This is a genomic window from Helicobacter cappadocius, assembly GCF_030688855.1.
GTDB classification, from domain to species: domain Bacteria; phylum Campylobacterota; class Campylobacteria; order Campylobacterales; family Helicobacteraceae; genus Helicobacter_J; species Helicobacter_J cappadocius.
This window is the reverse complement of record NZ_JAUYZK010000009.1, coordinates 56,825-81,641: the sequence shown is the minus strand read 5'-3', so window position 1 is coordinate 81,641 and position 24,817 is coordinate 56,825. Positions and strand designations below refer to the sequence as shown.

The following is a 24,817-nucleotide window of genomic DNA, read 5'->3' as shown; positions in this document are numbered from 1 at the left end:
TTCCAAATTGTATTAGTATTGTTGATTGTTGGGTTAGTTATTTTATCTGCTATTATTTTGTTTGGATTGGATGTTTTGATATTAATATTACTGGATTTATAAGCTTGGTTATGATAAAATTTATCAAAAAATTTAAAATATCAAAGACTTATAATGATTGCTTTTTTTGAGAAAATTTGTTTTTTGCGACTATCATTTCTTAATACATTTTTTTTGATATTTCTTTATAGCATGGATGAACATTCGATTGCACTTGAGAGCAAAAAACAAAAAAATTTTCAGGATTCTAAAATTTTATATGAAGTTATTGATTTATCGACAACAAACTTCTCTAACCCGTTTTTTCAGAATGGGTTTGGACTTAATCTTGAGGGGAATATATTATTTTCAGATGATAATGAAAATATTTCTGCCCAATATTTTCAAAATTATAGAATTCCTAAGATTTATTTTCAAAGTATAGAACTAGCAGATATTAGAGATATTAGCATTAAGTACTTGTCTGTACAGATTCCTTTTATAGTCCCTGTCATCAATAAAAAGATTCAAAATTTGCTAGGAGAATGTAAAAATTCTATGTGTGTATTTACTCCTGATGGTATGCAAAAAAAGTATGTTCAGGGAATTGGAGGTTTTAATCAGGAAGAGGTTGGTTTGATGATTATTCCAGAAATTGAAAGACTTGATTCTGATTTGTATCCAATATTTAAATACAAGATTGTTGATACAGATGTGATTACAACTATTGGTGGAGTGGGCGAATATGCTGCTGGAATGAGAGCTGAAGGTATCATAAATACAAATAAACTCATTGCCATTGGAGGAATAAAAAATGGTGCGACTGGATTTTTAAATGAATATTTTTTGAATGCTGGAAATTTGATAGGAATCGGTGGGGGAGGTTTGGGAGCAGATGGTCTTGATAATTCTAGTTATACATCCAGAAATGCTTTTCTAAAGGCTAATAATATCATAGCAGTTGGCGGAACTCGTGCGTATGCATATGGAGTTTATAATTCAGGAAAAATAGAAGCTAATTTTTTAACTGCTATTGGGGGAGAAAATTTAAATGCTATTGGATTTTACAATCAAAAAGATACACAAGTAGATGTATTGATTGCTTTAGGTACTCAAAATAGTGGTATTGCTATTTTAAACGAAGGACAAATTGATGTTAAATTGCTTGTAGTTATAGCGAACGATGGGTATTATTCATTAAGAAATGATAAAGGCAAGATTAACGCGGAAAGTATCTACATTAGAGGCAAGAACGCAATATCTAGTAGTGACAATGGCTTAATAGCTACAAATAATTTATTTATTAGTGATTTTTCAAGTATTCAGGGAAGTATTGTTTTTAATACTTCTAAAACATCTTTAATGTTTTTTGATGTTCGTGGGCAAAAATGGAATAATGATTTTCCATTTTTTAATATAAAAGATGGCAATTTAATTCTTAATTCGGATACAAGAATCGAAGCTAAATTTTCCAATGAGTGGATACTGGGTAATAATTTATCTTATGATACTATATATCATCTTTTATCTATGACTGGAAAAGGAGAGCTTATTGATAATCGAATACATAAAGATATAAATTTTTTAGGATTGAGCATTTCTCCCCAGATAAAAACAGATAAAACAGGGATTATATTTGCATTTATAAAAAAAGATAGCCCTAGTCTTTTTGTGCCTACCACTGAAACAAGCGAAATTAAAAATAAAAAGGATTCTTTGGGAGAAAACTTTTCTCAAGAAAAAATCATTCAAAAACTAACTTTTATATCCGATCACGCACCCTCAATTTTTCGTTCTATTATTGAGGCTAACAATAACGGAATGAAATTTCAAGAAATCGCTATTGATGAGGGGGTGAAAAATTTTGAATCTAATCCAAAATTGCTTATTTCTCTTATAGAAAAAACAGATAAAATGCTTAAAAATAGCAGTATTAGTGTGGCAAATTTTTCTCAAAAAACAACTCAATATGTCAATCAAAAATCAATAGATAGAATTAATAATTTGATATTTAAAAGAAATTTTCGTACCCCAAAATTTGTAGATATCATTCATAAATATACTTTAGCAAGTAATGATGAGCAAATCTATATGCCAGAATTTAGCACCGAAAATTCTATCTGGGTAAATATTGGAGGATCTTATTATAATTCTTCAGTTTCTTTGAATTCTTTTTCTATAACTTCTGTAAATTCAAGTATGGGCTATGACAGAGAGATTGATATTGGCAAGAATATTGATTTTATTTTAGGGGGTTTGTTTAATTATGGTAAAAGTTTCTATTATCAAAATAATGAGCGACAAAATTTTGATACTTTTACGAGCGGAATTTATTCTAACATGATTATAGATAGGCATGAAATCCAATCAAGTGTATCTATGACTCAACTTTTGGGAAATAATAAAATTCATAATGAAGAAATTGGAATTTTTGAAGAAAGTTATGCTAACAATAATTTTTCACTAAATATAGAAGCATTTTATAAATATAATTTTACACTTTCACATAAGCATTCAATTAAACCATTAGTGCTAACAAATTATAGTTTTCTATACACGCCATCTAGTACGTCAAAAACATTTTTCTCAAAGAATTCATATGATCAAGTTTTTGCACTAGGAACAGGAGGAGAATATCATTTTGAAAATTCTTTTATGAAGCATATTTTTCAATTTACCAGTAGGTATCATATTAAAGATATAACCAAAACAAGATCAATTTCATTTAAGGGGGCACAGACATTTATAAATTATGATTTAATCCCATCAAGAATGTGGATCAAAATTTCCTATGGCGGAAAGTTTGTGCTTCCATCTAATTTTGATTTGGATTTTTCAATCAGTGCAGATATGAGTACCTTGGGTGATTTTTTAGGGATGGGAAATTTAGGAATGAGCTATGTTTGGTAATATGTTTTTAATAAATTGACCATAATTTTTTGGCGAAATAGGAATTGTTACAAATGGTAAAAGGTATTAATATAAATTTTTATAATACGTTTTTAAAATTAAAAAAAAATCTCTTTTAGGTTAATCTTTGTTATGGAATAAAATTGGGAAGGGAGTGTGTATTTTGGAGAATAGTAACAGTAAAAATTCTCTCATTAGAGATATTAAATTCAGACATCTCATGATGATTGCCTTTGGAGGGGCAATAGGAACAGGTCTTTTTGTGGGTACGGGTGGCAATATTCACCAAGCTGGACCTTTGGGTACTCTTATTGCCTATGCGGTGGGAGGCATTATTATTTATAGCATAATGCTTTCTTTGGGGGAACTTGCAAGTTATTTTCCCAATACTGGTAGTTTTGGGGATTATGCTTATCGTTTTATTGGACCTGCGACAGGCTATGTGATTTTTTGGCTTTACTGGATAGGTTGGGTTATTAGTGCAGGGGTTGAATATATTGCCATAGGATTTTTGATGCAGTATTGGTTTCCTCAGATACCTGTTTATTGGTGGGTTGTGGCGTGTGCTAGCATTGTTTTTTTGCTCAACTCATTTTCTGTAAAGATTTTTGCCGAAGGGGAGTTTGTATTAAGTTTAATTAAAACTATTGCTGTTATTTTATTTTTAACGATAGGTTTTATAGGCATTTGTTATCATTTCTATTTAAATGGATTTAGTGGAATTTTTGAAAATTTTTATTTTCAGCAGGGAGGATTTTTTCCAAACGGATTTAGTGCTGTTTTGGGTACTATTTTGGTAGTTATTTTTGCTTTTTCTGGTACAGAAATTATAGGGGTAGCTGTGGGTGAGACAAAAAATCCTCGAGAAGTCATGCCTAAAGCCATTAAAGCAACTTTGGTGAGACTTATTGTATTTTTTCTTGGTTCGGTGTTTATTATTTCTGTGTTTTTACCTATGAATGATTCCACTATAACACAAAGTCCATTTGTGAGTGTTTTAGAAAGAATTCAGCTTCCATTTTTGCATAATGGAATCCCTTATGCTGCATCAATAATGAATTTTATCATCATCACAGCTTTAATATCTACTGCAAATTCAGGACTTTATGGTGCTTCTAGAATGATTTATGGATTAGCAGAAAAAAAGATGTATTTTTCGATATTTTCTAAACTCAACAAAAGAGGTACTCCTATTTATGCTCTCTATCTCTCGATGATTTTTTCCCTTATAGCTCTTTTTACAACTATATTTGCACCAGAGGTGGTTATTGAGGCACTTATATCTGTTATTGGCTTCACCCTTATTATTGTTTGGATAAGCGTGTCAATTTCTCAATATATTTTTCGTAAAAGGTATATTGCACAAGGAAACTCAATCAAAGATTTACCCTATAAAACACCCTTTAGTCCTATAACTCAGATTGTTGGGATTTTGGGATGTTCTGTAGGAGCTATAGGAGCATTTTTTGATTCACATCAACGAATTGGTATTTTAGCAAGTATTGTTTATATTATATTATGTTATTTAATATATTTTTTGACAAAAGACAAATTTAAACATTTAAAATAGACTAAAAGGAGAATTTATGTCGTTGCAAATAGTAGGAATATATTCTGATATTGCTGCTTCTAAGAGAGGTGCTGCAAAAGGTGTTGATGTATTAATGGGATTGCTTCAGAAAAGCTATAGTGCTATGGTGGAAAAAGAAATTAAAATTATTAATAATAGAAATCCTAAAGCAGAAAAGGCAAGTTATGCAAAAAATATTCAAGAGATATACGATTTTTTTAAAGATGACCTTATTCCGAAAATGAAAAATGTGTTTCAAGAAAAGAGCTTTCCTTTGATTTTTAGCGGCGATCATTCTAGTGCTTTAGGCACAATACAGGCTCTCAAAAGTTCTTATCCGCAAAAATCTATAGCTATTGTTTGGATAGATGCACATTCAGATATTCACACTCCTTATGATAGCTCTTCTGGAAATATTCATGGAATGCCATTGGGTGGGGTTGTAAATGTAGCAAAATCCGGAGAGAACATCCTTGATAAAAACATTGAAAATCAGTGGGAAAAATTATGTACATTGGGTGGAGATGGGGAAATAAAACCACAAAATATTGTTTATATTGGTACAAGGAGTATGGAAAAATCAGAAAGAGATATTATAAAGAAATTCAATATTCCTTTATATCAGGTTTCGCAAATTAGAAAAGATACGGTTGGAAGTATTGATAAAATTATATCTTATCTTGATTTTGTTGATATGGTATATTTAAGTGTAGATATAGATGTTTTAGACGGAAAAATATTTACATCCACTGGAGTGAGGGAAAATAATGGACTTTATCCAGATGAGCTTGATAAGTGTATCAAACTCATCATAGAAGGTTTAAATCAAAAGCTTGTCGCAGTTGAATTTACTGAATTTAACCCCACATTAGAAGATTCCAATCATAATAGAGATAATGAAGTGTTGTTAAATATTATTACAAATACAATTGATAGTCTTAAAAAACTATTTCCCTAAAATTTTATTTTCAATCAATTCTTTTGCAAGATCTTTTGAACCCTTCAGATCAACCTTTCCCGATCCAAGTGTAGGGATTTTATCTACAATAAAATATTTGCTTGGTTTAAAAATCGGAGGAATATTTGAAGATTTGATAGCATCGATAAGTTCTATTAGCTTTGATTGATTGTTTTCAATTAATAAAATAATCATTTCACCTTTTTTTTCATCTTCTAAAGAGGTTGCAACAAAAACAACATCTTCAATTTCAATCGTTCTAGCTATCTTTGCCACCTCTTCTTCTATAGCTCCAAGACTTATCATTTCTCCGCCAATTTTTGCAAATCTTGAGTATCTATCTGTAATAAACAAAAATCCATCACTATCTAGATGTCCTTTATCTCCGCTTTTATACCATCTGATTCCATCAATTTCAACGATAACTTCATTAGTTTTTTTGATGTCTTTAAGGTAGCCTTTCATTACCTGATGTCCCCCAATAAGAATAAGACCATCCTCTCCTGTACAGAGCTCTTCTAATGTTTCAGGATCAACAATTCTTATCGCCGTTCCAGGTAATGGCATTCCAACACTTCCAACTTCTGAAGCTTTGTGTATTTCCCAATTGATCGCGTCAAATTCATTGGGGAGATTTACACTTGTTACAGGCGTAGTCTCTGTAGCACCATAACCCTCATAAATAGGCTTATTAAACTTCAAAAGGAACGATTTGGCAATATCTGGTTTAAGTTTTTCTGCACCTGCTACTATAAACCTAAGGCTATCAAACATTATTTTGTCTAGTTTTGGATTTCGTGCATATATCCCAAATAATGTTGAAGTAGCACACATTATAGTGACGTTGTTTTGTGCTATGGCTTTGGCAATTCCTATGGAATCTGTTGGGTCAGCATGTGTAACAGAAAGCATATTTTCTAGCAGTGGCATAAAGGTTGTTGCTGTGAGCCCAAATGCATGAAATGGTGGCAGTGAAGACAGTATGCAATCATCATCTTTTGCGTGAATAATATCTGCAATTTGAGAAATATTGCTTCTGATATTGATATGATTTAGCATTACTCCTTTTGGTTTTCCTTCGCTTCCACTACTAAATAGTATGGTTGCGATATTGTGGGTATTGTTGTGCGGAGAAAATATGGCTTTTAAAATAAAAGCTGGGAAAATTTTTGCCATCAATAAATAACCTATGACTGTAAGCTTTTTATTTTTGATTTTTTTTAAAATATCTTCCATATAAAATACTTCAATATCTTTGAAATCAAAATTGACATTTTTATTTTTTAATTTTTCTAAAAACCTCCTAGAAGTATAAATTTGCTTAATTTCTGCCATTTCGGTAGCTTTTAAAACGGCTTGTTCTCCAGCTGTAAAGTTTAGATTCACGACCACTCTATTTGCGATCATACAAGCTAAATTGCACATTGAACTTCCAAGTGAAGCTGGAAGTATTATCCCTATACAAGGGTTTTCAGGAGCAAAATCTTGTGAAATTTTTTTTGTTGAAGGAGTATTTTTTGCCATTATCCTAGATAACATCAATGTTAAAGCTAACATTTTCGTATAGCTCATACTTCCACTTAGCGTATCTACAATAGCAATATCGCTACCACCTTTTTTTGCACTATTAATCCAAGCTCTTCCAATGCATTCCATTTTTTTGCATTGAGTCTCCCAAGCCTTGAATGACATTTCAAAGATTTTTTTCTTCAAGGTATCTCTAGTGGTATGAATATCTAAGCTTTTTCCAAATGCAATAGAAAGATTTCTCTTGGAGAAACTATGATAACGTTCTCTGAATTGTTCATTGCTGCGAGAAAAAATACTGCCCCAAAGCCCGGAGATATAAAAAGGTAAAATCACTGCTTGATTTCGAACTAGATGTTTAGCAGCTATTTCAAAGCCACGTTTAAATTCATTTAATTGTCCATGTCTTGAAATAGAACCTTCAGGAAACAAACAAACTACTTCTCCAGCAGCTAAACGTGATGATATTGTTTCAAGAGCAGTTTTACTCTGCATGTTGGAAACAGGTATAACCCCAAAAAAATCAATAAACAAACGAATATACCAACGAGAATAAATACTTTTTTCCATCACAAAATGCACTTTTCTTGGAAGTGCCATTTGAATAATTGCCCAATCAATAAAGGAAATATGATTTCCTAGTAGCAAAACTCCACCGCTTTGTGGAATATTATCAAAACCTTCTACATCTAGCTTATATCTTTGGAGTAAGGCTATGCTTATGAGCAAACGCACCAAAGAGAAAGGCATCAGAATAACTACATAGATTGCTACACACACACTTGTGATGATAGCAATTAAAAATAACCATTCTACATTAAGTTTAAAATATCCAAAAAAAGCAGCAATGATCAAAAATAAGAACATTCCTATATTTTGAATAAAATTATTTCCCGCTAGAATACTACCTAATTCTTCTTTTTTTGAATGAAATTGAACGAGTGAATTGAGTGGAACTATTAGGATTGCTCCTCCTAGTCCGAAGATAAAAAACACTATTCCATAAGAAAATAACGAAGATAGAAATGGTGTAAAAATAAGAGCAATAGATAATAATAAAGCTCCTAATGGTATTAATCCAGTTTCAATATAGTGTTTTGAATAACGTCCAGCAATCATTGAACCAATAATAATTCCAATTCCAGAAAGAGCTATTGAAGCTTGGATTTCAAAAGTATTGTCAATTTCTAAAAGATTTTTGATATGTACTGGAAATGCAGCTAGCATCAGTTGAGAAATAGACCAAAACATTGAAATGCCAAGAATAGACATCAAAATGATTTTATTTTTCTTGATATTTTTTAGATTTTGTTTTAGTAGTCCAAACTTGAGGTATTTTGAAGTGGGAAATTTTATATCTAAGGTCTTACTTAGGCAAGGAAGACGCAAGGTTAAAAAAGTTTCAAGAAGAGACAGAGCTATAAGCACTATTGCAAGTGGAGAAATCGCTTGAATAATTGCTTCAGGGGTTTTTGCAGAAGAATTTGGATAGAGGTATTCAAAAAGTAGGGAAAAAATACCCATTCCAGCCAAAATAGCTACAATTGCACAAGCTTGGATAATTCCATTTCCCCAGGCCAAAAATTCATTTCCAACCAAATCTTTGATATATCCATATTTAGCAGGAGAGTAAAAAGCAGCTTGAATTCCTAGTGCAAAAGTTGTCCAAAAAGCTGCCCAATAGCATCCTAAAAAATAAAATACAGCTAACAAGCAAATCAGGATAAAATTGCTAATGGCAGCAATTTTCATCACTTTATCTCTAGGAAATTTATCACTCAAAAATCCAGAAGAGGAAAATGTTAAGATAAATGGCAGAATTACAAGTGCATTAATAATTGCCAAATAGATAAGTTCTTCAGATCCGCTATAGGCTTTAAGGATAGTATTTTGCATCAATATCTTATGACCAAGATCCAAAAAAGCATTGATAAAAGTTGCAAATATAAAGGAAGTAAAGCCATAAATTTTCCATATTTTTTTCATTTATTCCCTCTTGAGCGTATTTTCGAGATATTTAAAGGTGTGAATTATATCAAATATTTTTTTATGTTATTTTTTGCATTTTATTTTAGACATAAGATTAATTTTAAGCATCAGAAAATTTTATTAAATTGATTTGTGGTAGAATGTAAAAAATTTTCAATAATTAAGGATTAAAAATGGCTTTTAGAGTTGAACATGACACAATGGGTGAAATCAAAGTAGAAGATTCAAAATATTGGGGTGCACAAACCCAAAGAAGTCTTGAGAATTTTAAAATCGGTATTGAAAAAATGCCCAAAGAGCTCATCAATGCTTTTGCAATATTGAAACGTTCTTTGGCCGTGGTGAATCATTCTCTAGGTAAGCTCGATGAGCAGAAAAACAAAGCAATCATCAAAGCCTGTGATGAGATTCTGGAAGGAAAATTTGAAGGGATGTTTCCTCTTGCAATTTGGCAAACAGGAAGCGGAACTCAAACAAATATGAATCTTAATGAGGTAATAGCAAATCGTGCTACGGAGATATTAGGTGGGGACTTTAGAAAGGAAAAATTGGTTCATCCAAATGATCACGTGAATATGTCTCAAAGCTCCAATGATACATTTCCTACAGCTATGCATATCGTATCTGTTTTGGAAATAACACATAAATTACTTCCTTCTATTGAAAAACTTCACAAGACTTTTAAACAAAAAAGCGATGAATTTAAGAGTATTGTAAAAATAGGTAGAACGCATCTTCAAGATGCGACTCCTTTGACTTTAGGACAAGAATTTAGTGGATATGCAAGTATGCTTGAGCATTCAAAAATTCAGATTCAAGATTCGTTAGAGTGTGTTAGAGAGCTTGCCATCGGTGGAACAGCAGTAGGTACAGGAATCAATGCTCATCCAAAACTGAGCGAAAAGGCAAGTGAAGAATTAACAAAATTTACTGGAGTAAAATTTGTTTCATCACCCAATAAGTTTCACGCACTCACTAGTCATGATGCACTCGTTTTTGCACATGGTGCTCTAAAAGGATTGGCTGCAAATTTGATGAAAATAGCCAACGATATCAGATGGTTAGCTTCTGGACCAAGATGTGGGCTTGGAGAATTGAATATTCCTGAAAACGAACCTGGAAGTTCCATAATGCCTGGAAAAGTCAATCCAACGCAATGTGAGGCAGTTACAATGGTTGCAGTTCAGGTTATGGGAAATGATGCAGCTATAGGAATAGCAGCAAGTCAAGGAAATTTTGAATTGAATGTATTTAAACCTGTTATTATCTATAATTTTTTACAAAGCATTACTCTGCTAACTGACTCGATAGATTCTTTTAATATTCATTGTGCTAAGGGAATCACTCCAAATTTAGAAAAGATTGATTACAATCTTCATCATTCTTTGATGCTTGTAACCGCCCTAAATCCTCATATTGGATACGAAAATGCTGCAAAGGTTGCTAAAAATGCACATAAAAAAGGCATCAGCTTAAAAGAATCTTGCATAGAATTGAAACTTTTAAGTGCTGAAGATTTTGATAAGTTTGTGGTTCCTGAAAACATGATAAAGCCAAAAGAATAGTGATCGAGGATTTGATCTGCGGTATTGATGAAGCAGGAAGAGGGTGTTTGTGTGGGAGTATGTTTGTTGCAGGATTGGTTTGTGATGAATCAAAATCTTTGTGGCTCAAAGAAATTGGAGTTAAAGATAGTAAAAAAATTTCTAAGAAGAAGAGGTTTCAACTAGCAGAATTGATTTTGGAAGAAAAGCAAATAAAAAGTTGTATTATCAAGAAAACTTCTCATGATATTGATCAGAGAGGGTTGAGTTGTTGTTTAAAAGAGTCCATAGAGGAGATTATTGCTACTCTCCTTCCATTTACAAAGAGATTTTATCTAGATGGCAACACCATATTTGGTATTCCAAAAAATGAAAGATATATATTGGAGGCTATTATCAAAGGAGATGATAAAATCATTCAAATATCTGCAGCATCAGTATTGGCAAAAGCTTCAAAAGATAATGAGATGTTAGAACTTGATGAAAAATATCCCGAATATGACTTTAGGAATAATTCTGGCTATGGAACTTTAAAACATTTGCAATCCATAGAAATTTTTGGTCAAACTCCATTTCATAGGAAAAGCTTTATGATTAAGAAAAGTTCGTTTTGATTGGAACTATCATTGCTTTAAGAGTCTTCTAATGCAAAATTCATAAAGCTTACAGCTCTCCAATTTATATCATTTGTTTTTCCTTCAATATCATAATTAATGGTGATGATTGTAGTTTTCGAGTGTTTTACTTGAGATTTGCGTATTTTTTCTTCAATTATCCTCTGATCTGGAAAAGGAATACAAGCAAACACATGATTTTCTTCTGTAATAAAATCATAGTTGTCGGTGTAATGAATTGCTTTGTATCTTGATAAAAGCTCTAAAAAAACCATATTTTCAAAGATTGCCTGAAATGATTTATCCGCACAAAAAGCATAGGAAATGGAAAAATCATAAAAATATATTTTTTTAGGTTTTTTAAAATCATCCATATGGGATAAAAGATAAATCATCCCATTTGATTGAATTTCATCTATAAAACTATAAATTTTATCCTTTGATATTCTGAGTTGTTTTTTGATTTGCATGTAAAGTTGGTTGATTGTTATTTTACGTGATTGATAAGAGATAATATTTTTGAATAAATCAACATTGTTGCCAAAAACTAGAGAGTTGATTTCTTGTTTTCGGGAGATTTTTTGATATTCGCTTAGATATTGCATTTCTGGAAGATTTCCATCTTTTAGAAAATGATTGAACAATGTATTGATAGAAAGATTTCTTCTATCAAAGCTGATATACTCTTCAAAGCTTAAGGGATAGATTTGTTTGGATAAAAAATCATTAGGGAGGCAGATATTTTTTGATCGGCTTATAAGAATAATATTTTCCAATTTAGGAAGAGTAAAGTTTGCAAAAAAATTATCTACAATCAAGATGTCTATTTTTTTTTCCAAATAATATTTTAGCAATGTAGATTTGGCGTTATCTACATTGATTCTAGGGTCATTACAGTCAATATAGATAGGGTTTTTAAATTTTTGTGCAAAATCCAATGCGATGGATGTTTTTCCCGATTTTGCACATCCAAAAAGATGGATTTTACCACCTTTGAGTCCGAATCTACGAGGCAAAATCGTAAAATTTTGTATTTTTTCTAAAAAATATTCTTCCAAGTTTGATTTCCTTTTGATGATTTGTTATGATACCATAATTGTTTCCTTTTTAAAAGGAAATTGTTTTAGGTTAAAATTACGAAAAACAGGCTAAATTCTTGACTATTGAAGTATTTTTTCTTATAATTGCAGTTCCAAATTTTTGGTAATTACATCTTCAAAATGATGAGTTCTTTGCAAAGGAAATGAAATTTATGGAAAAAATTAGACTTAAACTTAAGGCATACGATCATAGAGTTTTAGACAGATCTGTGGCTTCTATTGTTGAAGCAGTAAAGAGAACAGGTTCAGACATTAAGGGTCCAATCCCACTTCCTACAAGAAATAGGAGATATACAGTTTTGCGTTCTCCGCATGTCAATAAAGACTCTAGGGAGCAATTTGAGATTAGGGTTCATAGCAGAATTATAGACATAATGTCTGCCACTCCTGAAACTGTTGATAGCCTAATGAAGCTTGATTTGGCACCTGAAGTAGATGTTGAAGTAACTTCGATGGAAAAATAATAGGACGCAAAGGAAATAGGATATGGAATTTTTAGTAGAAAAAATTGGTATGAGTAGAACAGTTGGAGCTCCTAGCATCCCTGTGACTTTGTTGAAGTTGGTTGGAGCTAAAGTTTGTCAAGTATTTGAAGATGGAAAGGCTTTGGTTGCATATCCCAAGGGAAAGCAATTTAACAAGGCAATAGAAGGACAGCAAAAAAAATACAATCTTAGCAAAGAATTTAATAATTTTGCCACCTTGTTGGTTGCAAATAAAGAAGCTGGAGATATAGATATAAGTGTTTTAGAAAATGCAAAGAAATTGAAAATTACTTTTAATACAAAGGGTCGAGGATTTACAGGTGCTATGAAAAGATGGAATTTTCAGGGTGGTCCAGCAGCTCACGGAAGTAGATTTCATAGAAGATTAGGTTCAATTGGTAATAGAGAGTGGCCAGGAAGAGTGCAACCAGGTAAAAAAATGGCAGGACACTATGGGAATGAAAGAGTGACAGGACAAAATGAAATCGTTTCTTTTGATAAAGAAAGCGGAATTTTAGTTGTTAAGGGTTCTGTTGCAGGATTTTCTGGTGCCTATGGCAAGATATCGATTACAAAGTAATAAGGGTGAATAATGAGTAAGGCAGTCGTATTAGATAATAAATTAAAAAAAGCTAGCGAGATTGAATTGCCACAGAGATACGATGAGATCAATGAACATAATTTGTATCTTTATGTTAAATCTTATCTTGCTTCTATTAGGGCAAATAGTGCTAGTGCTAAAAACCGTGGCGAAGTAAGTGGCGGTGGAAAAAAACCTTGGGCACAAAAAGGTGGGGGCAGAGCAAGAGCAGGAAGTATTACTTCTCCTATATTTGTTGGTGGTGGGGTTTCTCATGGACCTAGCAACAACAAAAACTACAATCTTAAAATCAATAAAAAACAAAAAAGACTTGCTCTTGAGTATGCACTCAAGCAAAAAGCAGACGAAGGTAAGCTTTATGTTGTCGATTCTGTTGCAATTTCAAGTGGAAAAACAAAAGATGCTTATAATATGTTTAAAACTCTCAATGAGAGGACAGTCTTATTTGTTTCCCAAATGAGCGATGAGCCAACTTTTTTGGCTTTTAGAAATTTAAACGATTGTTATTTGGCAGATGCGAATGAACTTAATGCTTATTTGGTAGCGGCTTTTCGTTCTGTAGTTATAGAAAAGGCTGTTTTTGATGAAATAATTCAGTCGAAAAACAAACAGGAAGGTTAAAATGGCAGATATAACTGATATTAAAACAATGCTTTATACAGAGAAATCTTTATCTCTCCAAGAAAGTGGCATTATGGTTGTTCAAACTTCAAGCAAGGTTACCAAAAATCAATTGAAACAAGTTTTCAAAGATTATTTTGGTTTTACTCCATTGAGGGTAAATTCATTAAAACAAGATGGAAAAGTCAAAAAATTTAAAAATAAAGTTGGACAGAGGAATTCTTTCAAAAAATTTTATGTAAAGATTCCAGAGGGTGCGAAAATTGATTCGCTTGCTGTATAAGGAGTTAAAAAATGGCAGTAAAAACTTATAAACCATATACACCTAGCAGAAGGTTTATGTCTGGATTAAGTTCATCAGATATTACTTCTAAACCTAGTGTAAGAAAATTGCTCGTAAAACTTCCTGTGACCGCAGGTAGAAACAATAATGGTAGGATTACAAGTAGACATAAAGAAGGCGGAGCTAAAAAGCTTTATCGAATTATCGATTTCAAAAGAAATAAATATAACATTGAGGGCAAGGTTGCAACTATAGAATACGATCCTTATAGAAATTGCAGGATTGCTTTAGTTGTATATCCCGATGGCGATAAGCGATATATTTTGCAGCCAAGTGGTTTGAAAGTAGGTGATATTATTATCTCTGCTGAAACTGGACTTGATATTAAAACGGGTTTTGCTATGAAGCTGAAAAGTATCCCTATAGGGACAATTGTTCATAATATTGAAATGCATCCAGGTGCTGGAGGTCAATTGGCAAGAAGTGCGGGTGCAAGTGCTCAAATTATGGGTAGAGAAGGGAAGTATACAATAATCAGAATGCCTAGTGGTGAAATGCGGTATATCCTTGAAGAATGTATGGCTACGATTGGTGTTGTAGGCAATGAAGACTTTATTAATACTTCAATCGGTAAGGCTGGTAGAAGTCGTCATCTTGGTATTCGTCCTCAAACAAGGGGTAGTGCAATGAACCCTGTTGATCACCCACACGGTGGAGGTGAAGGAAAAACTGGTTCTAGTGGGCATCCAGTTTCTCCTTGGGGAACTCCAGCTAAGGGTTACAAGACTAGACGTAAAAAAGCTAGTGATCGATTGATCATTTCTAGAAAGAAAAAATAAGGATATAAAAATGGCAAGATCTATTAAAAAAGGACCTTTTATCGATGATTATTTGATAAAAAAGACAATGAAAGCTAAGGAAACTAAAGATAACAAGCCTATAAAAACTTGGTCAAGACGAAGCACAATTTCTCCTGAAATGATAGGGATTACCTATAATGTACATAATGGAAGAGTTTTTGTTCCTGTATATGTTACGGAAAATCATGTGGGTTACAAATTGGGTGAATTTGCTCCTACTAGAACTTTTAAGGGGCACAAGGGCAGTGTCCAAAAAAAAATAGGTAAATAAGGAGCGTTAATGAGCAAGGCATTGTTGAAGTATATAAGACTTTCTCCTACAAAAGCTAGATTAATAGCTAGAGAAATTCAAGGGATGAATGCAGAATTAGCAATTGCAAGTTTGGAATTTACCCCTAATAAGGCTGCTAGAGTGATTTCTAAAGTAATTGCTTCGGCAGTGGCTAATGGTAGTTATGATGCACAAAGTGTTTCTATAGTTTCTTGTAGAGTTGATGCGGGTCCTGTTTTGAGGAGGTTTCGACCTAGGGCAAAAGGAAGAGCAACTCCTATTAGGAAACCTACTTCCCATATTTTGGTTGAAGTTGGAACACAAAAGGCAATAAAGGAATCTAAGTCTGTGAAGGATTCGAAAATTGCTGAAAAATCTTCAGCAGCTTCGAAAGAATCCGCTAAAAAACCAGTAAAAACAACTCAAAAGAAAACTACCCAAACAAGCAAAAAAACAAAAGGTGAGGACAAGTAATTATGGGACAAAAAGTCAATCCAATAGGTTTAAGGTTAGGTATTAACAGAAATTGGACATCAAGATGGTTTCCAAGTACTCAAAACACACCATTGAATATTGCTGAAGATTATAAGATTAGAAAATTTCTAAAAAAAGAGCTTTATTATGCTGGTGTAAGTGAAATTATTATTGAAAGAGCTGCAAAGAAACTTCGTGTAACTGTTGTGGCTGCAAGACCAGGTCTAATTATCGGTAAAAAAGGTGCTGATATTGAAAAAGTAAAACAATCATTGAAAAATGTTGTACAAAAAGATATCTCTATTAATATCAAAGAAGTAAAAAGACCTCAAGCAAACGCACAATTAGCTGCCGAAAATGTAGCAACACAACTTGAAAAAAGAGTTGCTTTCAGAAGAGCGATGAAAAAAGTAATGCAAGCTGCAATTAAGTCTGGAGCAAAAGGAATCAAGGTAAAAGTTTCTGGAAGATTAGCTGGTGCAGAAATGGCTAGAACCGAATGGTATATGGAAGGTAGAGTTCCTCTCCATACCCTCAGAGCAAAAATTGACTATGGTTTTGCAGAAGCAATGACTACTTATGGAATCATTGGTGTGAAGGTTTGGATTTTCAAAGGCGAAGTTTTACAAAAAGGTATCCAACCTGAAAAAAAAGAAGAAACTAGAGAGAATCGTGAACCTAGATCTAAAACTAGAAGAGGGAGACAATAACTATGTTGATGCCAAAACGAACAAAATATAGAAAACAGATGAAGGGCAGAAATAGAGGAAAATCTTTTAGAGGATCTTCTCTTGCGTTTGGAGATATTGCTATCAAAGCGTTGGAACACGGTAGAATTGATTCTAGGCAAATCGAATCTGCTAGGATTGCGATGACTAGACATATCAAAAGAGCCGGTAAAGTTTGGATAAGAGTATTTCCAGATAAACCATTGACCGCAAAACCACTAGAGACAAGAATGGGTAAAGGTAAAGGTTCTGTGGAAAAATGGATAATGAATATCAAGCCTGGTAGAATCATCTATGAAATTACTGGAATAGATGAAATTACGGCTAGAGAAGCTTTGGCTTTGGCACAAAGTAAATTGCCATTCAAGACAAAAATCATAACTAGCGAGAGTGAAAATGAAATTTATTGATCTAAAAGACAAAGAAATAAGTGAATTAAAGAAAATGTTAGTAGAAAAGAAGTCTGAGCTTTTTGAATTGAAATTGAAGCTTAAAACAATGCAATTGAATAATCCAAGTCAGATTGCAGTCGTAAGAAAAGATATTGCTAGATTGAATACTGCAATATCTGCCAAGAAGGATTAAGTATGAGTGAAAAACAACCACATAAAAGAATAATTCAGGGCAAAGTTGTAAGCAAGGCTGGAGATAAAAGTATTGTTATCTTGGTGGAAAGAAAGGTTGTGCATCCTAAGTATAGAAAAATTGTAAAAAGATTCAAAAAATACACGATACACGATGAAAAAAATTCCACCAAAGTTGGCGATGTTATTACTGCTATTGAGTGCAAACCAATTTCTAAAGCCAAAGCATTTAATTTAAAAGATATCGTTTTGGTAGGAGTGTAATATGATACAAAGTTTTACAAGATTAAGTGTTGCTGATAATAGTGGTGCAAAAGAGATTATGTGCATAAAGGTTTTGGGGGGTAGCCATAGGCGATATGCTAGTGTTGGCGATGTAATTGTTGCCTCTGTAAAAAAAGCTATTCCAAATGGTAAGGTTAAAAAAGGCCAAGTTATCAAAGCGGTTATTGTTAGAACAAAAAAAGAGATTCATAGAGAAAATGGATCGTTGGTTCGTTTTGATGATAATGCGGCCGTAATTTTGGATGCAAAAAAGGAACCGATGGGAACGAGAATTTTTGGTCCTGTTAGTAGAGAAGTGCGATATGCAAATTTTATGAAGATAGTATCGTTAGCTCCGGAGGTATTGTAGTGACAAAATTTAAAATAAAAAAAGGCGATACAATTAAGGTTATTGCTGGTGATGATAAGGGAAAAATAGGGAAAGTTCTTGCGGTGTTACCAAAAACTTCGCAAGTTATTGTGGAAGGCTGTAAGATTGCAAAGAAAACTGTTAAGCCTACAGAAAATGAACCTAAGGGTGGCTTTATTAACAAAGAAATGCCGATGAGTATTTCTAATGTCAAGAAAGCGGAGGAGAAATAACTATGTTTGGCTTGAAAAAAATTTATCAAGAAGAAATAAAGACAAAACTTTCTGAAGAGCTTGGCATAAAAAATCCTATGTTATTGCCAAAACTAGAAAAAATTGTCATTAGTGTAGGTGCTGGTGATCACGCAAAAGATACTAAGATAATGCAAAATATCGCAGATACTATCTCATTGATAGCGGGTCAAAAAGCTATTATTACATTGGCAAAAAAATCCGTTGCTGGATTTAAAATGAGAGAAGGTATGCCAATGGGTGTTAAGGTTACTTTGCGTGGGAATCAAATGTATAATTTTCTAGAAAAACTCATTGTGATTTCATTACCTAGGGTTAAGGATTTTAGAGGGGTATCAAGAAATGGATTTGATGGTAGAGGAAATTATAGTTTTGGCTTAAATGAGCAACTTATGTTCCCTGAAGTTGTATATGATGATATTATGGTTACACATGGTATGAATATTACAATAGTTACTTCTACAAATAATGACAAGGAGGCATTCAAGTTATTAGAATTACTTGGTATGCCATTTGCAAAAGGAAAATAAAATGGCAAAAAAATCTATGATAGCTAAGACAAAGAGAAAAGCTAAGTTCAGTGCTAGAGCATACAGTAGATGTCAGGTTTGTGGTAGGCCGCATTCCGTATATAGAGATTTTGGACTTTGTAGAGTATGTTTGAGAAAAATGGGTAATGAAGGTTTAATACCTGGACTTAGAAAAGCTAGTTGGTAAGGAAAAAATATGGTAAATGATATAATAGCAGATTCATTGACTCGACTTAGGAATGCTTCGATGAGAAGGTTAGAGGTTACGACTCTTTATTATGCAAAAATCGTTGTGTCTGTACTTGATGTATTTAAGGCAAAAGGTTTTGTTAAGGACTATAATGTGAATGACAAAGATGGCAAACAATCTATTTCGGTTCAACTGGCCTACGATGAAAGAGGTCTTCCTCTCATTAATGAAATCAAGAGAATTAGTAAGCCTGGGAGAAGAGTTTATAAAGGCAGGAATGAATTAAAAAAATTCAAAAATGGTTACGGTACAATTGTAGTTAGCACAAGTAAAGGTGTTATCGCTAACGAAGAAGCTTATATGCAAAATGTAGGCGGCGAAGCACTTTGTAGTATATGGTAGGAGAAAAATATGTCAAGAGTTGGAAAAAGACCTATTAGCATTCCAAACACTGTTGAAACTAGTGTTCAAGGAAGCAAAATTGTGTTTAAAAGCGGTAAAAATATTAAAGAGCTTGAAACATACGGAAGGGTTCATATTGAATTGAATGCAAATGAATTGACTTTTAAATCCGTAGATAACGAGCCTCAATCTCGTGCATATTGGGGAACATATCGTTCTTTGGCGAATAATATAGTTTTGGGCATGACAACGGGCTTCACAAAGGTTTTAGAAATTAATGGAGTTGGTTACAAGGCTGCTGTTGTTGGTAAAACGTTGGAGTTAGCATTAGGTTTTAGTCACCCTGTTAAATATCCGATTCCAGAGGGTGTTGATATGAGTGTTGAGAAAAATACTATTACTATCAAAGGTAGTGATAAGCAACAAATCGGACAGATTGCTGCTGAAATTAGAGAATTCAGACCTCCTGAGCCATACAAAGGTAAGGGTATTAAGTATAGCGATGAAACAATCATTCGCAAAGCCGGTAAAACTGCTAAGAAATAATTAAGGGTGAAAAATATGACAAGCAGAACATTAGAAAGAAAAAAAAGATTAAGAAGCAAGAGAAAACTTAGAGTTAGGGGTGCGTTGTTTGGAACACAGAGTAGACCTAGAGTAAGTATTTTTAGATCCAATAAATATTTGTATGCTCAAGCTATTGATGATGCGGCACACAAAACCCTTGCTTGTGCTGATGGCAAAAAGATGTCGTTAGGTAACAATAAAGAAGATGCGAAAGTTGTTGCAAAAGTATTTGCGGACAATTTAAAACAACTGGGCATCAAGGAAGTTGTTTATGATAGAAATGGATACTTATATCATGGAGTAATAGCCGCTTTTGCAGAATCTTTGAGAGAAAATGGCATAGCCCTTTAAAGGAAGAATATGGAAATTAATAGAGAAGAATTTAACGAAGTTGTTGTAAATATCGGAAGAGTTACAAAAGTTGTAAAAGGTGGTAGAAGGTTTAGATTCAATGCACTTGTTGTTGTTGGAAATAAAAATGGACTTGTAGGGTTTGGATTAGGCAAAGCAAAAGAAGTCCCAGATGCCATAAAAAAAGCAGTTGATGACGCATTTAAAAATATTATTCAAGTCAGTATTAAGGGTACAACGATTGCACATGATATTGAGCATAAATATAATGCAAGTAAAATATTATTAAAACCTGCAAGTGAAGGAACCGGAGTTATTGCTGGAGGATCTGCTAGACCTGTAATTGAATTGGCTGGAATTAAGGACATTTTGACTAAGTCTCTGGGATCAAATAATCCTTATAATGTTGTTAGGGCGACAATTGACGCACTTGCTAGAATTAAGGCATAAGGAGTTTTTATGGCGTTAGAAAAAATAAAACCAGCTCATGGTAGTGTAAAAGATATAAAAAGAGTCGGTAGAGGGCAGGGTAGTGGCATGGGAAAGACTTCCACAAGAGGTGGAAAAGGTCAAACTGCTAGAAGTGGTTATAAGGCAAAAAGAGGTTTTGAGGGCGGACAACAGCCACTTCAGAGAAGATTGCCAAAGATTGGGTTTCGAACTAAGATTCAGAAGCCTTATGTTATCAATATTGATAAATTTAAAAATATTGCCGATTTGTCTGAAATCACTTTTGAATCAATCAGAGAAATCCATAAATTTCCAGGCTATATAGAAAAGATTAAGATCATTGGAACTGATGCAAGTAAATTAGTCTCTAAAATCAAAGATGAAAAGATCAAAACTAGTGGGCTAAAATAATGAGCAGAGCAATTGTCGGTAAGATTCTGATTACGCTTGGATTCTTGTTTTTGTATAGAATTTTGGCGTATATTCCTATACCCGGGGTTGATTTGGCCGAGATCAAAGCTTTTTTTGACAATAACTCTGGGAATGCACTTGGCTTATTTAATATGTTTAGCGGTAATGCTGTATCTAGACTTAGCATTATTTCACTAGGCATAATGCCATATATCACAGCTTCTATTGTTATGGAGCTTTTAGCTGCAACATTCCCCAATCTAGCAAAAATGAAAAAAGAACGTGATGGTATGCAAAAATATATGCAAATTGTCCGTTATGCAACTATTTTTATCACTATTATTCAGGCAGTGAGTGTTTCTTTTGGTCTTCGAAGTATCGGTACCGGTCCAAATGGTGCTATTATGATAGATATGCAAACTTTCTTAATTATAGCGGTCTTTTCCATGCTGACAGGAACAATGCTTTTAATGTGGATAGGAGAACAAATTACTCAAAGAGGTGTAGGAAATGGAATCAGCTTGATTATTTTTGGCGGTATTGTTTCAGGAATACCTGCTGCTATCGGAGGAACCTTTAACCTTGCCAACACTGGAGAGATTAATTTTTTGGTGCTAATTGCCATATTTGCTATTGTTCTGGCTACAGTGTTTGTTATTATTTATGTCGAATTAGCAGAAAGAAGAATACCTGTTTCTTATGCGAGAAAAGTCATTATGCAAAATCAAAATAAACGTATCATGAACTATATTCCAATCAAGTTGAATTTGAGTGGTGTTATTCCTCCGATTTTTGCTTCTGCTTTGTTAGTTTTTCCCTCTACAATCTTGCAAGCCTCATCAAATCCAACTATTCAGGCAATAGCTGATTTTTTAAGTCCTAATGGTTATGCTTATAATATTTTGATGTTTTTGCTCGTGATATTTTTTGCTTATTTTTACTCTTCAATCGTTTTCAATTCGAAAGATATTGCAGATAATTTAAAACGACAAGGTGGCTATATACCTGGAATGAGACCAGGTGAAGGAACTTCATCTTTTCTGAATTCAGTTGCTGGAAACTTGACTTTTTGGGGTTCTTTATATCTAGCACTTATTTCAACACTTCCTTGGATACTTGTAAAAGGAATGGGTGTTCCTTTTTATTTTGGAGGAACGGCAGTTCTTATTGTCGTCCAAGTTGCGATTGATACGATGAGAAAAATAGAAGCTCAGGTTTATATGAATAAATACAAGACTTTGAGTGCGGTAGGTTTTTAGTGTCTATAAGTATTAGAAATAAAAAAGAAATAGAATTTTTACGCAAACCAAATAAAATTGTTGGGCAGACGCTGGAGCTTTTGAAAAGAAATACTCAAGTGGGAATAACCCTTTTAGAACTTGATAAAATAGCAGAAGATTTTATTAGGTCTTTTGGAGCTAGACCAGCATTTAAGGGTTTATATGGATTTCCAAATGCAGTTTGTATCTCTGTGAATGAGGTTATTATTCATGGAATTCCAACTAACTATGCTCTTAAGGAGGGGGATATTGTAGGTTTTGATGTAGGCGTTGAACTTGATGGTTGGTATGGTGATGCAGCCATTAGCGTGGGTGTTGGTAAGATATCTTCAAAAGATTTAGATTTGATAGCTTGTGCAAAAGATACTTTGTATGAAGCTATTAAAAGTATAACCACTGGTTTAAGATTTAAAGAACTCAGTAAAATAATTGAGCAGTCTATATTAAAAAAAGGCTTTGTTCCACTACGAGGTTTTTGTGGTCATGGAATTGGTAGGAAGCCACATGAAGAGCCGGAAATTCCAAATTATTTAGAAACTAATGTAATTGCCTCTGGCCCAAAAATAAAAGAAGGAATGATTTTTTGTCTTGAGCCTATGATTTGTCAAAGAGATGGGGAACCTAGAATTTTGAATGATAAATGGTCGGTAACTTCTGTTGATGGTTTAAATGGTTCTCACTATGAGCATACCATAGCAATAGTTGGTGGAAAAGCTGAAATACTTACGGAGATATAAAAATGGCAAAAGATGATGTTATAGAGATTGATGGTAAGGTGATTGAAGCATTGCCTAACGCAACCTTTAAGGTTGAACTTGATAATAAGCATGTGGTATTGTGTCATATTGCAGGTAAAATGAGAATGCATTATATTAAGATACTACCTGGAGATAAAGTGAAACTAGAACTTACTCCATACAGTTTGGATAAGGGACGTATCACTTTCAGATACAAGTAGAATTTCGATTATAGCTAAGAAGGTTTTAAACTTATTTTAGTTAAAATCACAGCTTTTTAGTCTGGAATAGAAACAGACTTTAAAATACCGTGCTTTTGCTATCAAATTAAGGAGATACAATGAAAGTTCGACCTTCGGTCAAGAAAATGTGTGATAAGTGTAAGGTTATCAAGAGAAAAGGTGTAGTTCGAGTGATATGCTCAACTCCAAAACATAAACAAAGACAAGGATAAAATATGGCTAGGATTGCTGGTGTAGATTTGCCAAAAAAGAAAAGAGTTGAATACGCTCTAACATATATTTATGGAGTTGGACTTAAAAGTTCAAGAGACATTTTAAATGCTGTAAATATTTCTTTTGATAAGCGAGTTAATGATCTCAGCGAAGATGAAGTCTCTGCAATTGCTAAGAAAATTCAAGAGGGCTACATAGTCGAGGGTGATTTGAGAAAAAAAGTTCAGATGGATATTAAATCATTAATGGATTTAGGTAACTATCGTGGTCTTCGACATCGAAAAGGCTTACCAGTACGAGGTCAAACAACTAAAAATAATGCTCGTACTAGAAAAGGTAAGAAGAAAACAGTAGGTAGCAAATAAGGAGACTGAATTATGGCTAAAAGAAATACGTCAACTAAAAAAAGAATTGTCAAAAAAAATATAGCTAGGGGCGTTGTTTGCATATCTGCTTCATTTAACAATACTAATGTTACTATTACTGATGAAATGGGCAATGTTATATGTTGGTCCACAGCTGGAGGATTGGGATTTAAGGGTTCGAAAAAATCTACTCCTTATGCAGCACAGCAAGCAGTAGAGAGTGCTATGGCAAAGGCAAAAGAACACGGTATTAAAGAAGTGGGTATTAAGGTTCAAGGACCTGGTAGTGGCAGAGAGACAGCTGTAAAAAGTGTCGGAACAATAGAGGGTATTAAGGTTCTTTGGATAAAGGATGTAACCCCATTGCCACACAATGGTTGTAGACCTCCTAAAAGAAGAAGAGTATAAGGGAGATAATAATGGCTAGATATAGAGGACCAGTTGAAAAGTTAGAAAGAAGATTTGGAGTTTCTTTAGCTCTAAAAGGCGAGAGAAGATTGGCGGGTAAGAGTGCTTTAGATAAAAGACCTTATGGACCCGGTCAGCATGGCCAAAGAAGAGGTAAGATATCTGAATATGGCTTACAGCTTCGAGAAAAACAAAAAGCTAAGGCAATGTATGGAATTTCAGAAAAACAATTCAGATCTATATTTGTGGAAGCAAATAGACTTGATGGAAATACAGGTGAAAATCTTATTCGTTTAATAGAAAGAAGACTTGATAATGTTGTCTATAGAATGGGGTTTGCAACCACAAGGAGATTTGCACGTCAATTGGTTACGCATGGACATATTTTGGTAGATGGTAAAAAAGTAGATATTCCTTCTTATTTTGTAAAATCAGGACAAAAGATTGAAGTAATGGAAAGAACAAAGAATAATGCCCAAGTAATTCGGGCAATAGAATTAACATCTCAAACAGGCATATCTCCTTGGGTAGACGTTGATAAAGATAAAAAATTTGGCATCTTTACACGTTATCCCGAGCGAGAAGAAGTTGTGATTCCCATAGAGGAAAGGCTCATTGTCGAGTTGTATTCTAAATAATTAGGTGGTGA

Annotated in this window: 34 protein-coding genes; 32 read left to right on the top strand and 2 right to left on the bottom strand. The window is 33.3% G+C overall.

The genetic code is table 11. The annotated features are described in order from the left end of the window. Positions 1 to 153: 153 nt before the first annotated feature. The 3 genes from Q5I06_RS06685 to rocF all read left to right on the top strand — a co-directional run bounded on the left by Q5I06_RS06685 (position 154) and on the right by rocF (position 5,456). A complete protein-coding gene (locus Q5I06_RS06685) occupies positions 154 to 2,928 on the top strand; it encodes an autotransporter outer membrane beta-barrel domain-containing protein (protein ID WP_305517371.1) in 2,775 nt (924 codons plus the stop codon). Between the two features lie 220 nt (positions 2,929 to 3,148). Continuing rightward, positions 3,149 to 4,498, top strand: a complete 1,350-nt coding sequence (locus tag Q5I06_RS06680; protein ID WP_370690941.1) for an amino acid permease — start codon at positions 3,149 to 3,151, stop codon at positions 4,496 to 4,498. Positions 4,499 to 4,514: 16 nt separating this feature from the next. Then, positions 4,515 to 5,456, top strand: coding sequence for an arginase (rocF, locus tag Q5I06_RS06675; RefSeq protein WP_305517369.1), 942 nt, complete (start codon positions 4,515 to 4,517; stop codon positions 5,454 to 5,456). Here rocF and Q5I06_RS06670 read toward each other — a convergent pair. Next, on the bottom strand, positions 5,445 to 8,969 hold the full coding sequence (locus Q5I06_RS06670) for an acyl-[ACP]--phospholipid O-acyltransferase (protein WP_305517368.1): 3,525 nt from the start codon (positions 8,967 to 8,969) through the stop codon (positions 5,445 to 5,447). The genes rocF and Q5I06_RS06670 overlap by 12 nt on opposite strands. 176 nt (positions 8,970 to 9,145) lie before the next feature. Here Q5I06_RS06670 and fumC point away from each other — a divergent pair, with 176 nt between their 5' ends. Both fumC and Q5I06_RS06660 read left to right on the top strand, forming a co-directional pair. After that, positions 9,146 to 10,537, top strand: coding sequence for a class II fumarate hydratase (fumC, locus tag Q5I06_RS06665; protein ID WP_305517367.1), 1,392 nt, complete (start codon positions 9,146 to 9,148; stop codon positions 10,535 to 10,537). Positions 10,538 to 10,548: 11 nt separating this feature from the next. Next, positions 10,549 to 11,130: a ribonuclease HII gene (locus tag Q5I06_RS06660; RefSeq protein WP_305517373.1), complete on the top strand. Its 582-nt coding sequence runs from the start codon at positions 10,549 to 10,551 to the stop codon at positions 11,128 to 11,130. 17 nt (positions 11,131 to 11,147) lie between these two features. Here the strand turns inward: Q5I06_RS06660 and Q5I06_RS06655 are convergent, their stop codons facing one another. Then, positions 11,148 to 12,188, bottom strand: coding sequence for an ATP-binding protein (locus Q5I06_RS06655; RefSeq protein ID WP_305517366.1), 1,041 nt, complete (start codon positions 12,186 to 12,188; stop codon positions 11,148 to 11,150). A 194-nt stretch (positions 12,189 to 12,382) separates the two neighbouring features. On the opposite strand from Q5I06_RS06655, the gene rpsJ reads away from it, so the two are divergent. The 27 genes from rpsJ to rpsD all read left to right on the top strand — a co-directional run bounded on the left by rpsJ (position 12,383) and on the right by rpsD (position 24,806). Continuing rightward, positions 12,383 to 12,694, top strand: coding sequence for a 30S ribosomal protein S10 (gene rpsJ / locus Q5I06_RS06650; RefSeq protein ID WP_305517365.1), 312 nt, complete (start codon positions 12,383 to 12,385; stop codon positions 12,692 to 12,694). 22 nt (positions 12,695 to 12,716) lie between these two features. Beyond that, on the top strand, positions 12,717 to 13,295 hold the full coding sequence (gene rplC / locus Q5I06_RS06645; RefSeq protein WP_305517364.1) for a 50S ribosomal protein L3: 579 nt from the start codon (positions 12,717 to 12,719) through the stop codon (positions 13,293 to 13,295). Positions 13,296 to 13,307: 12 nt separating this feature from the next. After that, on the top strand, positions 13,308 to 13,937 hold the full coding sequence (rplD, locus tag Q5I06_RS06640) for a 50S ribosomal protein L4 (protein ID WP_305517363.1): 630 nt from the start codon (positions 13,308 to 13,310) through the stop codon (positions 13,935 to 13,937). A gap of 1 nt (position 13,938) precedes the next feature. Further along, the gene (locus Q5I06_RS06635) at positions 13,939 to 14,220 is read left to right on the top strand and encodes a 50S ribosomal protein L23 (protein ID WP_305517362.1); all 282 of its coding nucleotides are present in this window, start codon (positions 13,939 to 13,941) and stop codon (positions 14,218 to 14,220) included. Positions 14,221 to 14,231: 11 nt separating this feature from the next. Then, complete coding sequence (gene rplB / locus Q5I06_RS06630; RefSeq protein WP_305517361.1) at positions 14,232 to 15,059, top strand: 50S ribosomal protein L2; 828 nt, start codon at positions 14,232 to 14,234, stop codon at positions 15,057 to 15,059. A gap of 10 nt (positions 15,060 to 15,069) precedes the next feature. Further along, on the top strand, positions 15,070 to 15,351 hold the full coding sequence (gene rpsS, locus Q5I06_RS06625) for a 30S ribosomal protein S19 (protein WP_305517360.1): 282 nt from the start codon (positions 15,070 to 15,072) through the stop codon (positions 15,349 to 15,351). Positions 15,352 to 15,360: 9 nt separating this feature from the next. Further along, the gene (gene rplV, locus Q5I06_RS06620) at positions 15,361 to 15,825 is read left to right on the top strand and encodes a 50S ribosomal protein L22 (protein WP_305517359.1); all 465 of its coding nucleotides are present in this window, start codon (positions 15,361 to 15,363) and stop codon (positions 15,823 to 15,825) included. 2 nt (positions 15,826 to 15,827) lie between these two features. Then, positions 15,828 to 16,535: a 30S ribosomal protein S3 gene (gene rpsC / locus Q5I06_RS06615; RefSeq protein WP_305517358.1), complete on the top strand. Its 708-nt coding sequence runs from the start codon at positions 15,828 to 15,830 to the stop codon at positions 16,533 to 16,535. Positions 16,536 to 16,537: 2 nt separating this feature from the next. Further along, positions 16,538 to 16,963 (top strand): 50S ribosomal protein L16, encoded by a 426-nt coding sequence (gene rplP, locus Q5I06_RS06610; protein ID WP_305517357.1) that lies wholly within the window; start codon positions 16,538 to 16,540, stop codon positions 16,961 to 16,963. Then, positions 16,950 to 17,138, top strand: coding sequence for a 50S ribosomal protein L29 (gene rpmC / locus Q5I06_RS06605; RefSeq protein ID WP_305517356.1), 189 nt, complete (start codon positions 16,950 to 16,952; stop codon positions 17,136 to 17,138). The genes rplP and rpmC overlap by 14 nt, the downstream gene beginning before the upstream one ends. 2 nt (positions 17,139 to 17,140) lie before the next feature. After that, on the top strand, positions 17,141 to 17,401 hold the full coding sequence (gene rpsQ, locus Q5I06_RS06600) for a 30S ribosomal protein S17 (protein WP_305517355.1): 261 nt from the start codon (positions 17,141 to 17,143) through the stop codon (positions 17,399 to 17,401). A 1-nt stretch (position 17,402) separates the two neighbouring features. Further along, positions 17,403 to 17,771: a 50S ribosomal protein L14 gene (gene rplN / locus Q5I06_RS06595; protein WP_305517354.1), complete on the top strand. Its 369-nt coding sequence runs from the start codon at positions 17,403 to 17,405 to the stop codon at positions 17,769 to 17,771. Continuing rightward, the gene (gene rplX, locus Q5I06_RS06590; RefSeq protein ID WP_305517353.1) at positions 17,771 to 18,004 is read left to right on the top strand and encodes a 50S ribosomal protein L24; all 234 of its coding nucleotides are present in this window, start codon (positions 17,771 to 17,773) and stop codon (positions 18,002 to 18,004) included. Before rplN ends, rplX begins: the two co-directional genes overlap by 1 nt. A gap of 2 nt (positions 18,005 to 18,006) precedes the next feature. Then, positions 18,007 to 18,552, top strand: coding sequence for a 50S ribosomal protein L5 (gene rplE, locus Q5I06_RS06585; RefSeq protein WP_305517352.1), 546 nt, complete (start codon positions 18,007 to 18,009; stop codon positions 18,550 to 18,552). Between the two features lies 1 nt (position 18,553). Next, the gene (locus tag Q5I06_RS06580; RefSeq protein ID WP_095294362.1) at positions 18,554 to 18,739 is read left to right on the top strand and encodes a type Z 30S ribosomal protein S14; all 186 of its coding nucleotides are present in this window, start codon (positions 18,554 to 18,556) and stop codon (positions 18,737 to 18,739) included. A 9-nt stretch (positions 18,740 to 18,748) separates the two neighbouring features. Next, entirely contained in the window at positions 18,749 to 19,144 is a 396-nt protein-coding gene (rpsH, locus tag Q5I06_RS06575; RefSeq protein WP_305517351.1) for a 30S ribosomal protein S8, read from the top strand. A gap of 9 nt (positions 19,145 to 19,153) precedes the next feature. Next, on the top strand, positions 19,154 to 19,690 hold the full coding sequence (gene rplF / locus Q5I06_RS06570; protein WP_305517350.1) for a 50S ribosomal protein L6: 537 nt from the start codon (positions 19,154 to 19,156) through the stop codon (positions 19,688 to 19,690). Between the two features lie 15 nt (positions 19,691 to 19,705). Further along, positions 19,706 to 20,062: a 50S ribosomal protein L18 gene (gene rplR / locus Q5I06_RS06565; RefSeq protein ID WP_305517349.1), complete on the top strand. Its 357-nt coding sequence runs from the start codon at positions 19,706 to 19,708 to the stop codon at positions 20,060 to 20,062. Positions 20,063 to 20,071: 9 nt separating this feature from the next. Continuing rightward, on the top strand, positions 20,072 to 20,512 hold the full coding sequence (gene rpsE, locus Q5I06_RS06560) for a 30S ribosomal protein S5 (protein WP_095294354.1): 441 nt from the start codon (positions 20,072 to 20,074) through the stop codon (positions 20,510 to 20,512). A gap of 9 nt (positions 20,513 to 20,521) precedes the next feature. Further along, positions 20,522 to 20,923 (top strand): 50S ribosomal protein L15, encoded by a 402-nt coding sequence (gene rplO / locus Q5I06_RS06555; RefSeq protein ID WP_305517348.1) that lies wholly within the window; start codon positions 20,522 to 20,524, stop codon positions 20,921 to 20,923. Further along, positions 20,923 to 22,182 (top strand): preprotein translocase subunit SecY, encoded by a 1,260-nt coding sequence (gene secY, locus Q5I06_RS06550; RefSeq protein WP_305517347.1) that lies wholly within the window; start codon positions 20,923 to 20,925, stop codon positions 22,180 to 22,182. Before rplO ends, secY begins: the two co-directional genes overlap by 1 nt. Further along, positions 22,182 to 22,940, top strand: a complete 759-nt coding sequence (gene map / locus Q5I06_RS06545) for a type I methionyl aminopeptidase (RefSeq protein ID WP_305517346.1) — start codon at positions 22,182 to 22,184, stop codon at positions 22,938 to 22,940. Before secY ends, map begins: the two co-directional genes overlap by 1 nt. Before the next feature lie 2 nt (positions 22,941 to 22,942). Beyond that, complete coding sequence (gene infA, locus Q5I06_RS06540) at positions 22,943 to 23,161, top strand: translation initiation factor IF-1 (protein WP_095294343.1); 219 nt, start codon at positions 22,943 to 22,945, stop codon at positions 23,159 to 23,161. Between the two features lie 119 nt (positions 23,162 to 23,280). After that, positions 23,281 to 23,394 carry a 50S ribosomal protein L36 gene (gene rpmJ, locus Q5I06_RS06535; protein WP_002956266.1) on the top strand — a complete coding sequence of 38 codons (114 nt, stop codon included), beginning with the start codon at positions 23,281 to 23,283 and terminating at the stop codon, positions 23,392 to 23,394. 3 nt (positions 23,395 to 23,397) lie between these two features. Beyond that, on the top strand, positions 23,398 to 23,760 hold the full coding sequence (gene rpsM, locus Q5I06_RS06530; RefSeq protein WP_305517345.1) for a 30S ribosomal protein S13: 363 nt from the start codon (positions 23,398 to 23,400) through the stop codon (positions 23,758 to 23,760). Between the two features lie 12 nt (positions 23,761 to 23,772). Then, positions 23,773 to 24,168 (top strand): 30S ribosomal protein S11, encoded by a 396-nt coding sequence (gene rpsK / locus Q5I06_RS06525; RefSeq protein ID WP_305517344.1) that lies wholly within the window; start codon positions 23,773 to 23,775, stop codon positions 24,166 to 24,168. Positions 24,169 to 24,179: 11 nt separating this feature from the next. After that, positions 24,180 to 24,806 carry a 30S ribosomal protein S4 gene (rpsD, locus tag Q5I06_RS06520; protein ID WP_305517343.1) on the top strand — a complete coding sequence of 209 codons (627 nt, stop codon included), beginning with the start codon at positions 24,180 to 24,182 and terminating at the stop codon, positions 24,804 to 24,806. The last annotated feature ends 11 nt before the right edge of the window (positions 24,807 to 24,817 follow it).